A 13,270-nucleotide genomic window follows, 5' to 3' on the forward strand; every position below is an offset into this window, starting at 1 on the left:
CCGGGCGGGAAAAGAGCGCTCAGGCCAACAACCCCCACCGGGACAGATATGCCAAAGATAGACGAGAAGCTCCACAATGTCACCGCCCGCCTGACTGCGGCCGCCGAAGCCGCCGGTCGTCACCCCCAGTTTGTGAAGCTGGTCGCAGTCAGCAAAACCCAGCCCGCCGAGGCGCTGGAAGCCGCTTACCAGGCGGGACAGCGCCGCTTCGGGGAAAACTACCTGCAGGAGGCGCTGCCCAAGCAGGAGGCCCTGGCGCACTTACCCGACATAGAGTGGCATTTTATCGGCCCGATTCAGTCCAACAAGACCCGGGATATCGCCGAGCATTTTGATTGGGTGCACAGTGTGGATCGGCTCAAGATTGCCCAGCGCCTGAACGACCAGCGTCCCGCCCAGCTCGGCCACCTGAATATCTGCCTGCAGGTGAACCTCGATGCGGAAGACAGCAAGGCCGGAGTCAGCCTGCAAGCACTGCCCGAGCTGGCCTTGAAAGTCAGCCAGCTACCCAATCTGAGCCTGCGAGGCCTGATGGCGATTCCAGCTCCAAGGGAGGAGCAGGCGGCCCAGCGTGCCAGCCTGGCTCGACTGCGGCAGGCACTGGAGGACCTGCGGGCCCAGGGGCTCGCGCTGGATACCCTGTCCATGGGCATGTCCGCGGACCTCGAAGCGGCGGTCGCCGAGGGCGCCACCCTGGTACGGGTCGGCACCGATATTTTTGGCCCTCGAAGCTAATACCGAACCAACAGGAATGACTATGAGCAACACCCAACACCCCCAGCTGGCCTTTATCGGCGCCGGCAATATGGCCCGCAGCATCATTGGCGGCCTGGTGCAGGAAGGCTACCCCGCCGAGCGCATCCGGGCCAGTGACCTGAACCACGACGCCCTGGAGCAGCTCAGCCGCGATTTCGGTATCGGCACGGGCGACAACGCCGCGGTGGCCGAATGGGCCGAGGTGGTGGTGCTCGCGGTCAAACCCCAGGTGATGAAAACCGTCACCGAAGCCCTGCGGCCGAGCCTGGCCCACCATCCGCTGCTGATTTCCATCGCCGCCGGTATTGACGGGGCCAGCCTGAGTCGCTGGCTGGGCGAGGACCAGGCGATCGTGCGCTGCATGCCCAACACACCGGCCCTGGTCAAAACCGGAGCCAGCGGCCTGCATGCGAACCGCCATACCAGCGGCGCTCAACGCGAGCAGGCGGAGCAGATTATGGGGGCCGTCGGAACGGTCCAGTGGCTGGACGATGAGCCGTTGATGGATGCGGTGACCGCCGTCTCAGGCTCCGGCCCCGCCTACTTTTTCCTGGTCATGGAGGCCATGATCGACGCCGGCGTTCAGCAGGGATTGACCCGGGAGGCCGCCACTGAACTGACTCTGCAGACCGCCCTGGGCGCCGCCACCCTGGCCCGCACCAGCGATGTGGGTGTGGACGAGCTGCGCCGTCGGGTCATGTCACCGGGCGGCACCACCGAAGCCGCCATTGAATCATTCGAACGAGACGGCCTGCGCGACACCTTCCAGCGCGCCATGACCGCCTGCGCCGAGCGCTCGGTCAGCCTGGCCAAGGCCCTGGGACAGTAACCGACCCGCACCGCGGAACCCGACCGACAAGAGGAAACACCATGTCCACCTCGGCTGAAATTGCCATTTACATCATTCGCACCCTGGGCTCGCTGTACCTGATGCTGGTGATCCTGCGTTTCCTGTTCCAGATGGTGCGGGCGGACTTTTACAACCCCATTTCCCAGTTCGTCGCCAAGGCCACCAACCCGCTGTTGATGCCCCTGCGCAAGGTGATTCCCGGTTTTTTCGGCGTTGATCTGGCGGCGCTGGTATTAGCGCTGGCGGTTCAGTGGTTATTGATCCAGCTGGTGCTGGTCATCGCCGGTCTCGGCTTTCTCAACCCGCTCTACACCATCGCCTGGTCCGCCATCGGTCTTCTGTCTGTGGTCCTGTCGATCTACTTCTGGTGCCTGATCATCTCCATCATCGCCAGCTGGGTCGCCCCCTTCAGTCAGCATCCGGCACTGATTCTGGTGCGCCAGTTGGTGGCTCCGGTCATGGCCCCCTTCCAGAAACTGATTCCCCCGCTCGGCGGCATCGATATCACTCCGATTTTCGCTTTCATGGTCCTGCACATCCTCAATCGATACCTGGTGCCGGCTCTGGGGCAGAGTGTGGGCATGCCCGGAGGCCTGGTCATCGGAATGTAAGCTCCCGGCTATCGCTGCGGACAACCGCTTGTCCGCGCGATCGGCCGCTCAGACCAAATTTCCTTGGTATCGAGTGCCCGGACGTAGTCCAATACCGGCCCATAACACCATCGCTCAAAACCACTCAGGACACAGGGCCACTATGGACACCCGAGCGCTGTACCGTCACATGAGTCACTACCACCTCTGGCGTCAGGATTTGAGCCAGCGGCTGCGTCGCTTTGAACACTGGGTCCAGACCCACGGCCTGGTCAGCGATGAGGTGCGTCAGTGCCTGGTTCAGGCCCGCCAGTTACTGGGCAGCAATGACTTCACCCTGGTATGCGTCGGGGAGTTCTCCCGGGGTAAAACCGAGCTGATCAACGCCCTGTTGATGGACGAGCGCAAACAGCGGATTCTGCCCTCCCACCCGGGCCGCACCACCATGTGCCCCACCGAAATATACTGCGATCCGGACCGGCCCAACTGCCTGCGCCTGCTGCCCATCGAGACCCGACGCAGCCAGGCCAGCCTGGAGCGTTTCAAACGGATTCCCCGCAACTGGGTGACCCTGCCCCTGGACCCCAAGACACCGGAAACGCTGCGCGCCACCCTCGATCAGGTCTCCGCCAGCCACTGGGTCAGCGACGATGAGGCCCGGGCACTCGGCTTCTGTCCCGATGAGAGCAGTGAGCGCAACGACCAGGGACAGGTAGCCATCCCTCGCTGGCGCCACGCCATGATCAGCCTTGATCATCCGCTGTTGCGCCGCGGCCTGCGGATCATCGACACCCCGGGGCTCAACGCCCTGGGCAACGAACCCGAACTGACCCTCAAGGTGTTGCCCCAGGCCCAGGCCATAGTGTTTCTGCTGTCGGCTGACGCCGGTCTGACCGCCAGCGACATGACCCTGTGGCGCGATCATATTCAGGGGCTTCGCCAGCAGCGCGGCAGCGCCGTGCTTACCCTGCTCAACAAAGTCGACAGCCTGTGGGATGATCTCCAGCCACCGGAGCAGGTGGCTCAGGCGGTGGAGCAACTCCGCCAACTGACCGCCCGCCAATTGGCCCTGGAGCCCGAACAGGTCCTACCCCTGTCGGCCAAGCAGGCACTGCTGGCCCGCGCCCGCGACGACGCCGAGCGTCTTGAGCGCAGCGGTTTTGGTCACCTGGAAAAGGCCCTCGGGGAGACAGTGGCCCGCAGTCGTCAGCAACTGGCCGGCCAACGCCTGATCACCGACAGCCAGAGCATGATCGACAACGTCTACCACAGCCTCAAGGGCCGGATCGCAGACGCCCAACAGGAGCTGTTGCTGATACGCACCGGCGATCGGGCGCAGAGCGATGCCCTGCTCAACGAGCGGCGCGAGGCCATCCGCCAGAAACATCGCCAGTACCACAAACAGTCACTGTCGCTGCGCACCAGTCAGATGCTGCTGGACAAGCAGCGACCGTCCCTCATCCAGGTCATCAGCCCGGAGCGGCTGGCCCGGGAAATCGACCACACCCACCAGAAACTGACCAACAGCTGGACCACCCTGGGGTTGTCCCGCTCCATGGCACACCTGTTCGATTGGCTGGACCACCAGATGGGCCACCTGGAGCGAGAAGTGGAGCGTACCAACCGGGTACTGGACTCCATTTACCAGCGCCCCGAGCATGCCATTGACGCCGACCAGACCCCAGCCAACTACCGGCTGGACCTCGCGGACCAACGCCGGCAGTTGCGCCAACTGCACCATCAGGCCGACCAGTTCCGCGCCTCGCTGGACAGTCTGTTGAGCCTCAAGGGGCCACTGATTCAGCGTTTTGTCAGCACCCTCGTCCAGGAGGCCCGGACGCTATGGCATCAGCTCTACAACATCATTGATCACTGGCTGAAACAGGCCCTGGTGCCGCTGTTTCAGCGTAACCAGTATCAACGGCAGTTGCTCGAACACCATATGTTGCGCCTGACCCGCATGCGCCGGGAACAACAGGACCAGGCTCAGCAGGTGAGCACCCTGCGCGACAATATCGACCAGATGGAGCGCGCCCTGGCAGACCTCCAGGCGGTGCGCGAGCAGACCCAACCCGCCATGAATCAACCGGAGCATCAGGCCACGGTGGTTCCCCTGCACCGCCCCCGGGCGGCTCAGACCGCCCCCTGATCCGGACCGCATCGCTTGCAGCATTCCCGGCGCAACCTTAGACTTGCGGGTTTACTCTCCATCCAGGACTGAGATTGCCAATGCCCGACACCCTGCCCGACGACTCGGTGGGTCTGGTCACCCCCCAGACTCTGGAGTTCACTGAGCCGCTCACGCTGGCCTGTGGCACCACGCTCGAGCGCTACGAGCTGGTGTACGAGACCTATGGCACCCTCAACGACGACCGCTCCAATGCGGTACTGATCTGTCACGCCCTGTCCGGCAACCATCACGCCGCCGGCTACCACAGCATGGACGATCGCAAACCCGGCTGGTGGGACAACTACATCGGCCCGGGCAAAGCCATCGACACCAACAAGTTTTTTGTGGTCTGCCCCAACAACCTCGGCGGCTGCAGCGGCTCCACCGGCCCGCGCAGCACCAACCCGGCCACCGGCAAGCCCTGGGGACCGGATTTTCCCATGCTGCGGGTACGTGACTGGGTCGAGAGTCAGGCCCGTTTATCCGATGCGCTGGGCATTGAACGCTGGGCCGCCATCGTCGGCGGTAGTCTCGGCGGCATGCAGGTGATGCGCTGGGCTCTGGAGTATCCGGACCGATTGGGTCACGCGGTAGTGATCGCCTCGGCAATGAAGCTGAGCGCCCAGAACATTGCCTTCAACGAAACCGCCCGGCAGGCGATCATGTCCGACCCGAACTTCCTTGACGGGCGCTATCTGGAGCACAACACCCTGCCCCGCAGCGGGCTGGCGGTGGCGCGTATGATTGGCCATATCACCTATCTGTCCGATCACGCCATGGGCGAGAAATTCGGTCGGGAATTGCGCAGCGGCAGCTTTGTGCGCGGTCAGCACGATCCGGTGGAGTTTCAGGTGGAGAGCTATCTGCGCTACCAGGGCGACAGCTTTGCCAATAACTTCGATGCCAACAGCTATATTCTGATTACCCGGGCGCTGGATTACTTCGACCTGGCCCGGGAATACGACGACAATCCGGTCCAGGCTTTTGCCGAGGCCCGCTGCCGGTTTTTTGTGGTGTCCTTCAGCAGCGACTGGCGCTTCTCGCCTCAGCGCTCCCGGGAAATTGTCGACGCCCTGCTCGGCGCCCGCCAGCCGGTCACCTACACTGCCATTGATTCGCCCTACGGCCACGATGCCTTCCTGCTGCCCAGCGAACGCTACCGGGAGGCCTTCACCCGCTATATGGCGGGCGTGGCCCGGGACGCGCAGCGTCAGGAGGCCAAGGCATGAACGGAGCCCCCATGCGACTCGACCAGACCGAAATTCAGCACTGGATTGCCGAGGGCAGCCGCATTCTCGACCTGGGCTGCGGCGACGGCACCCTGCTCAAATATCTGCAGGAGACCAAGAACACCTCCGGCTACGGCCTGGAGATCGGCGCCGACCAGATCAACGCCTGCATCGACAAGGGCCTGAACGTCATTGAGCAGAACCTGGATGACGGCCTGGGCAATTTCGCCGACCAGAGCTTCGATACCGTGATCATGGCTCAGGCCATCCAGACCATGCACTACCCCCATAAAGTGCTGGATGAAATGCTCCGGGTGGGCAAGGAGTGCATCGTCACCTTCCCCAACTTTGGCCACTGGAAAGCCCGTTGGCACCTGGCGGTGCGTGGCCGCATGCCGGTGTCCGACCTGCTGCCCTTCGAGTGGTACGATACCCCCAACATCCATTTCTGCACCTTCCGGGATTTCGAGGTGCTCTGCCGGGACAAAGGCATCACCGTGCTGCACCGCCAGGTGGTCAACGAAGCGTCGCCGAACTTTCTCAAGGATGTATCGCCCAACCTGTTTGGCGAGACCGCGATTTACCACCTGCGCCTCGGTGACCGGGCCGGTCAGTAGACCGGTCTTCGCTTCAGCCACCCCCAAACCGGGAGTCAGCCTCCATGGGATTGCGACAGCCCTTCGGTCTGTACAACATCCGCACCGCGCTGCTGGCGTTTGTGCTCGCGCCCTTTCTGTTGATCATGATCACCACCGCCGGCTTCAGCCTGCGCCAACTGGAGCAGACAGCGGAAACCGATATGGAGGAGGAAATCGAGCTGATCGCCCGCTCCATTCGCCGCCCCCTGAGCTACGCACTGGAAAATGGCCACGAGGAAACCCTGCGTCGAACCGTGACCTCGGCGGGGGATATCGGTCGGGTGTACGGCGTCTATGTCTACGACGAGCAGGGCAACCGCATCACCGCCCAGGGCCCGAGCAACGTACAGGTACAGGACATTGAGGCCGCCAGCCTCGCCTCCCGGGGCAGCGAGCAGAGCGCCTTTGAGGAAATCGGTGGTGAGGCGGTATTTTCCTACTTCATGCCCCTGACCGACAGTGGGGGGCGGATCCACGGGTTACTCCAGGTCACCCGGCGAGGCAGCGACTTCGTCCAACAGATTCGCGCCTTCCGTACCCGGGCGATCAGCATTCTGGCCGGTTCGGCCCTGCTGGTGCTGATTCTGGTGTGGATCGGCTATCAACGCGCCATTGGTCGCCACATCCAGTCCATGGGGAGCGGTATGGCCACCGTCGCCAGCGGCCGCCGGGACCATCGCCTGGATACCGAGGGCCCCACCGAGCTGCGCTTCCTGTCCGAAGGCATCAATCGGATGCTCGACAGCATCGTCGCCTCCGAGCGGGAAATCACCACTCGTCGGGAACGGGAATACCAACTCAAACACCAGCTACACCAAGCCGAAAAACTGGCCGCCATCGGACGTTTTGCCGCTGGGGTCGCGCACGAGTTGGGCACCCCCTTGAGCGTGGCCGACGGTAAGGCCCAGCGCGCCCTGCGCCGAGCAACCCCCGAGGATGCCAAAACCCTGCAGGACATCCGCCAGCAGCTGCAGCGCATGGAGCGGATCATCCGCCAGCTGATGGATTTTGCCCGCCCGGTGACCCCCGAGCACCGGGAAGTCCGCTTGACCGATCTGATGCAATCCTCCCTGCAGCAGGTGGAAGAGGAGCGTCGCAAACAGGTGGTCGACATCCAGGTTCAGGCGTCCGAGGCCCCCTGCCCCGCACTCAATGCCGATCGCCTGCGCCTGGAGCAGGCACTGATCAACCTGCTGCGCAACGCCGTGCAGGCCACCCCCAACGGCCTCGTCCGGCTGAGTTGGCACTGCACGGCCGACGCCGTGCAGCTCGTGGTGGAGGACAACGGCCCGGGCATCGACCCCTCGATACGCGAACAGCTGCTCGAACCCTTTGTCACCACCAAGCCAGTGGGGGTCGGCACCGGGCTCGGGCTGGCAGTGGTCAACGCCGTGGTCACCGAGCACGGTGGCCGTATCGACATCGGCACCAGCGAGCTCGGCGGGGCCCGCTTTGATCTGACCATCCCCTTTCAGCCCCCGGCCGACTCGCCGTCCGCCCTGAACGCACCTGAGGTAACTCCCAATGCCTGACGCCCCCAGTGCCGCTCCCGTGGACATTCTGGTGATCGAGGATGACCCGGACTTGCGTCAATTGTTGCTGGAAGAGCTCACCGATGCCGGTCACCGCTGTGCCGGCAAGGGGGATCTGGCCAGCGCCCGGCAGTGGCTGAGCGAGGAGGCGCCCAAACTGGTGGTCAGCGACCTGCATCTGCCCGATGGCAACGGTCTGGACCTGCTCGAAGAGTTGCGTCAGTTGCCCGTCCGCCCGAGTTTTATCGCCATCACCGCCTTTGGCACCATCGATCAGGCGGTGGATGCCCTCAAACGCGGCGCCGATGACTTTCTGACCAAACCCCTGGACCTGGACCACTTCACCCTGTCCATCACCCGCACTCTACAGCGCCAACAGTTGGAGCAGGAGCTGAGCTACTATCGGCGCCTGCTGGATCAGGGCGAGTTTCACGGCATGATCGGGCGCAGCCCGCGCATGCGCCAACTGTTCACCCAGATACAGCAGGTAGCCCAGGCCGGCGGCCCGGTGCTGGTGACCGGAGAGAGTGGCGTGGGCAAGGAGCTGGTAGCCCGCGCCATTCACCGGGAAAGCGATCGTCGGGATGGCCCATTCATTGCGCTCAACTGCGGCGGCATTGCCGCCAACCTGCTGGAAAGTGAACTGTTCGGCCATGCCGCCGGCGCCTTTACCGGCGCCAGCAAGGCCCGGCGCGGCCTGTTCGCTGCCGCCGACGGCGGCACCCTGATGCTCGATGAGATCGGCGAAATGCCCATGGAGATGCAATCGAGCCTGCTGCGGGTACTGCAGGACGGTCGGGTGCGGCCAGTGGGCAGCAACACCGAACAGGACCTGAACGTGCGCATCATCGCCGCCACCAACCGGGAGCTGCCCGATGAGGTCAGCGAGGGGCGCTTTCGGGAGGATCTCTACTACCGGCTGGAAACCTTCACCATCGAAGTGCCGCCACTGCGCCAACGCGGCGATGACCTGGAGCGGCTTATCGCGCACATGGTGCACCAGTTCAACCAGCGCCGTCAGCAACCGGTGGACAGCCTGAGTGGCGAGGCGCTCAACCTGCTCAAGCGCTACCCCTTCCCGGGCAATGTGCGCGAGCTGTCCAATATCATCGAACGTGCGGTCACTTTCTGCTCGGAGCGCCTGATCGGGCCCGAACACCTGCCCGAGCGGATTCACCAGGCCACGCCAACCCCGGAGCCCGCCTCCGGCGACTCTTGGCAGCCCCCCACCGGCGAGGGCGAGCTGGTGTCGCTGGATGCAGTGGAGCGCAGTTACATCCACTATGTGCTCGATCAGGTGGACGGCAACAAAAAGCGCGCCGCCGATATTCTCAACATCGGTCGCCGCACCCTCTACCGCTGGCTGGAAACCGACGCGTGAATTTGCCTCTCTGAGCAGCTTGCGCCCATCCGACACACTCAAGGGTGAGTCAAATTGGCACATGAGCGAAGGGGCACAGTGACCCAGTCCACACACAGCAGGCCGCAACCTAAACAAAACCCATACAAATCAAAGCGTTATAAATTTTTTGGACTTCTGGCACGGGCGTTGCGATAAACCCGGGTACGCAACACAACTAACGGGTTTTTGAAAACCCACACTCTGTTTCACTGTGAGGAGAAACTTATGCGTACCATCAAACATCCCGTACTCGCTCTGCTGGCGTCTGTTGGTCTGCTGTTCGGTGCAGCGACCGTTTCCGCCCAGGGCGAAGCGCAAGCCCCGCAGGCCCAGCCTCAGGCTCAAGCAATGGACGTAAGCGAAAACCAGGTGGAAAGCTTCGTGGACGCCTACATGGCGGTTCAGGGCATCAACCAGGAGTACACTCAGAAGCTTCAGGCGGTGGAAGATCCCGAGAAAGCCACCGAACTGCAGCAGGAAGCCCAGACCAAGATGCAGGAAGCAGTGAGCGATTCCGGTCTGTCCATCTCTGAGTACCAGCAGATCGCCAACCAGGCCGGTCAGAGCGAAGAGCTGCGCAGCCAGATTGAGGCGGAGCTGACAGCGCGTATTGAACAGGACTCCTAAAACGGAGCAGACCAACACGCATCGATAACGGGGCCAGACGGCCCCGTTTTTTTGTATTCCAACCTTATGCCAAAGACCCATCGAGTAAGGTAAACTTTCTCCTGGTCGTGCTCGCGTCCGAACCCTTGTCATTCGAAGCCGGAGAACCCACATGTCACGCCTGCTGTCCCTGACCGCCCTGCTAGCGCTGCTACTGTCGCCCCTGACCCATGCCCAGAGTGGCTCGGAGCGCTTTGGTGATTACCAGGTGTACTACAGCGTGTTCAACAGCACCTTCGTATTGCCCGACATCGCCAGCGTGCACAATCTGGTGCGCAGTGAAGACCGGGCCCTGGTCAACGTCAGCATTGCCCGCGCCGACGGAGGATTGGGCCTACCCGCCAGACTGAGTGGTACCGCCAACAATCTGTTACAACAGAGCCAGACCCTCGAGTTCAAAGAGATCAGCGAAGGCGACACGACTTACTACATCGCTCCGGTGCGCCATCTCAATGAAGAGATGTACAACTTCCGGATTACCATTCAGCCCGAGGGCGCCGAGCAGAGCTTCGAACTGCGCTTCAGCCAAAAGCTGTACATTGAAAAGTAATTTCACCATCCACTGAGGAGCATGCATGCAGAAACTGGTACTCGCCAGTGGCAACCCCGGCAAACTGAAAGAGTTTCAACAACTGCTCGCCGATTGCGGCTATCAGGTCCTCTCCCAGGGCGAGTTCGGACTCGACAGCGCCGAGGAAACCGGCCTGACCTTTGTCGAGAACGCCATCCTGAAAGCGCGCCACGCCAGCGCCCAAACCGGCCTGCCGGCCCTGGCCGATGACTCAGGTCTGTCTGTGGATGCTCTGGATGGCCGCCCCGGCATCTACTCGGCTCGCTACGCTGGCCCGAAGGCCACCGACGCCGATAACAATGCTCGCTTGCTGCAGGAACTCGAGGGCGTCCCCGAGGCCGAGCGCGGCGCCTGCTATCACTGTGTGCTGGTGTTGATGCGCCACGCTGAAGACCCCACCCCGGTGATCGCTCAGGGCCAGTGGCGCGGGCGCATCCGCACCGGACCCAAGGGTGAGGGCGGCTTTGGCTACGACCCTCTGTTTCAGGTCCTCGAACGTCAGTGCAGCGCAGCGGAGCTGGGCAAAGAAGAAAAAGGCAAAATCAGCCACCGGGCCATCGCCACCCGGGCGCTGCTCGCCGGGCTGACCAACGGGGCGTCCTGACGCCCCGCACGCAAACGGACAATTGGCAATTGAAATTCACGCCAACCTGTGGCGTAATCCCAATTGTCGTACTAATAATAACGCCAGGGTTGAGGCGCCCCGTCATGGAGCAGTAGACGTGATGCCGACCGTAATGGCGTCGTGACATTCACATCTGCTCAAGAAGGACGGGCTGTACTCATGATGAAAACTCTCTCCGGCACTCGCGCCGATTCACTCCTGTTCAACGCTCTCTCCATACTCAGGGTCTGCTCTATCGCCTTGCTCGCCCTACTTGCGCTTCCAACCGCCGCAGACTCACCGGAGTTGGAACAGCTCGCCTCTCTCTACGGTGTCGACCCTTCCCGGGAAATGGTCGCCATTTCGCCCAACGGTGAACTGCTGGCGTTTCGTACCCGGGATGGCGATAAAGACCTGATTCTGGTTCATTCCCTGAAGGAAGGAAAAAACATCACCGGTGCCCACGTCGGGGAAATGGATCCGCGTCGGCTGCATTTTGTCAGCGACCAATACCTGATCATGGTCGCCTCCAAGGAAACCCGTCTGATGGGCTTTCGGGGCCGTAACGAAATCAGTACCGCCTATGCGTTGAACGTCGAGACCGGCGACATCGAACAGTTGTTGCGCCCGGGCCATGTCATCTACGCCGGCCAGCAGGGCCTGGGGCGAATTCTCGGGATTTCCGACGACGGCCGGAAGTTGTACATGCCCGCCTATGTGCCCCGCTCCAAAACCGATCGACAACCCGATTACGCCCTGCTCGAAGTCGATATTGAGAAACCGCGCAATCCCAAGGTCCTGGAAGATGGCCACTCCTATACCGTGGACTGGTTCGTCGGGCGCAACGGAAAAGTCCTGGCGCAGGAGCGTTACAACGAAGACGACTATCAGCACGAGATTCTGGTGCGTGACGGCGATGACTGGCGGGTTATCTATTCGGACAACTCGCCGCGCACCGTGGCCTCGTTTATCGGAGAAACACCGGATCAGCAATCACTGGTGATGCTCAAGGAGGACTGGGATACCGGTCGACTCGAGTATTACCGATTGAACCTGAACAGTGGCAAGCAGGAACGGCTCGACCTCAACCGCAACGATAGCGACATCGCCAACGTCCGTCTCAACGCCGAGCGGGTCGCGATTGGCATCACCTACGCGGGCTTTAACCCCAGCTACCACTTTTTTGATGCCGTGCTGAATGATCGGGTGAGCAAACTTCAGGCACAGTTCAAGGGTCACTCCCTTTATGTGGTCAACGCCGACTCCGAGCTGAACAACCTGGTGCTGTATCTGGAGGGGCCCTCCACCGCCGGCGAGTTTTACCTGTCGCAGAAAGATCAACCGGTGCGTTTTTTGTTGAGTGCCTATCCCGGTATCAGCGAAGCCGAAGTGCAACCCTCGGTACCCTTTGAGTTCAAAGCCCGGGACGGATTGGTCATTCCCACCTTGCTGACCATTCCGCGGGTTCACGCCGCCAACCCGGAAAACCTGCCCGCCGTTGTGCTACCACACGGGGGGCCGGAATCTTACGATCGCCAGGAATTCGACGCGCTGGTTCAGTCGATTGCCGCCCGTGGCTATGCCGTCATTCAGCCCCAGTTCCGTGGCTCTTACGGCTTCGGATACGAGCATTGGGCGGCCGGTCTGGGCGAGTGGGGCCGAGCCATGCAGGATGACGTATCCGATGCGGTAAAAGCCCTGAGCAACGTCGGCTTTATCGATCCGGACCGGGTCTGCATTGCCGGCGCCAGCTACGGCGGTTACTCAGCCCTGGCGGGCGCAGCCTTTACCCCCGATCTGTATCGCTGTGCCATTTCCATACATGGGGTCAGCGACCTGAACGCCATGCTGGAACATGAAGAGAAGGACCTGGGCGAAGACCACTGGGTCATCGAATACTTCTCTCGCTCTATCGCCAAAAACTACTTCACCCCGGAGCGCTTGGCCGCTCACTCGCCCGCCAACTTCGCCAGTGGTATCAGCGCCCCGGTGCTGTTGGTCCACGGGGAAGAAGACGAGATTGTGCCGATTGAGCAATCAGAGCTGATGCTGGAAAAACTGCAGGCGGCCAACAAACCGGTGAAGTACCTGCCGCTGAAAGATACTGGCCACAGTTACGGTGAGGAGCCGGTGCGCCAGATGCTGATCGAGGAGGTACTGGCATTTCTGGATGAGCACCTGGCGCCCTCCGGGCAGACACTGGCAACGACGACCAGAGAGGCAGACTAGACGACAAGAGCGGCGGAGGTAAGGGAGACGGAG

General features: G+C 62.1%; 12 protein-coding genes. All 12 read left to right on the forward strand.

All coding sequences use genetic code 11. The features are described 5' to 3' along the window. Positions 1–48 precede the first annotated feature (48 nt). The 12 genes from EDC38_RS10415 (at position 49) to EDC38_RS10470 (ending at position 13,237) form a co-directional block, all read left to right on the forward strand. Complete coding sequence (locus EDC38_RS10415) at positions 49–735, forward strand: YggS family pyridoxal phosphate-dependent enzyme (protein ID WP_123638453.1); 687 nt, start codon at positions 49–51, stop codon at positions 733–735. Positions 736–757: 22 nt separating this feature from the next. Further along, entirely contained in the window at positions 758–1,585 is an 828-nt protein-coding gene (gene proC / locus EDC38_RS10420; protein WP_123638454.1) for a pyrroline-5-carboxylate reductase, read from the forward strand. A 41-nt stretch (positions 1,586–1,626) separates the two neighbouring features. Beyond that, on the forward strand, positions 1,627–2,217 hold the full coding sequence (locus tag EDC38_RS10425; RefSeq protein WP_024461436.1) for a YggT family protein: 591 nt from the start codon (positions 1,627–1,629) through the stop codon (positions 2,215–2,217). Between the two features lie 142 nt (positions 2,218–2,359). Next, positions 2,360–4,345, forward strand: a complete 1,986-nt coding sequence (locus tag EDC38_RS10430; RefSeq protein ID WP_123638455.1) for a dynamin family protein — start codon at positions 2,360–2,362, stop codon at positions 4,343–4,345. Positions 4,346–4,425: 80 nt separating this feature from the next. Next, entirely contained in the window at positions 4,426–5,595 is a 1,170-nt protein-coding gene (gene metX / locus EDC38_RS10435; RefSeq protein ID WP_123638456.1) for a homoserine O-succinyltransferase MetX, read from the forward strand. 11 nt (positions 5,596–5,606) lie between these two features. Beyond that, on the forward strand, positions 5,607–6,212 hold the full coding sequence (metW, locus tag EDC38_RS10440) for a methionine biosynthesis protein MetW (protein WP_123638914.1): 606 nt from the start codon (positions 5,607–5,609) through the stop codon (positions 6,210–6,212). Between the two features lie 44 nt (positions 6,213–6,256). Further along, positions 6,257–7,765, forward strand: a complete 1,509-nt coding sequence (locus EDC38_RS10445) for a sensor histidine kinase (protein WP_123638457.1) — start codon at positions 6,257–6,259, stop codon at positions 7,763–7,765. Then, positions 7,758–9,146, forward strand: coding sequence for a sigma-54-dependent transcriptional regulator (locus EDC38_RS10450; protein ID WP_123638458.1), 1,389 nt, complete (start codon positions 7,758–7,760; stop codon positions 9,144–9,146). Before EDC38_RS10445 ends, EDC38_RS10450 begins: the two co-directional genes overlap by 8 nt. A gap of 246 nt (positions 9,147–9,392) precedes the next feature. After that, positions 9,393–9,794, forward strand: a complete 402-nt coding sequence (locus tag EDC38_RS10455; RefSeq protein WP_123638459.1) for a DUF4168 domain-containing protein — start codon at positions 9,393–9,395, stop codon at positions 9,792–9,794. Positions 9,795–9,945: 151 nt separating this feature from the next. Further along, positions 9,946–10,383 carry a DUF4426 domain-containing protein gene (locus EDC38_RS10460; RefSeq protein ID WP_024461443.1) on the forward strand — a complete coding sequence of 146 codons (438 nt, stop codon included), beginning with the start codon at positions 9,946–9,948 and terminating at the stop codon, positions 10,381–10,383. Between the two features lie 25 nt (positions 10,384–10,408). Then, on the forward strand, positions 10,409–11,008 hold the full coding sequence (gene rdgB, locus EDC38_RS10465; RefSeq protein WP_123638460.1) for an RdgB/HAM1 family non-canonical purine NTP pyrophosphatase: 600 nt from the start codon (positions 10,409–10,411) through the stop codon (positions 11,006–11,008). A gap of 180 nt (positions 11,009–11,188) precedes the next feature. Then, a complete protein-coding gene (locus EDC38_RS10470) occupies positions 11,189–13,237 on the forward strand; it encodes an alpha/beta hydrolase family protein (RefSeq protein ID WP_123638461.1) in 2,049 nt (682 codons plus the stop codon). The last annotated feature ends 33 nt before the right edge of the window (positions 13,238–13,270 follow it).

Origin of the sequence: Marinimicrobium koreense (assembly GCF_003762925.1) — a bacterium.
Taxonomy (GTDB): Bacteria; Pseudomonadota; Gammaproteobacteria; order Pseudomonadales; family Cellvibrionaceae; genus Marinimicrobium; species Marinimicrobium koreense.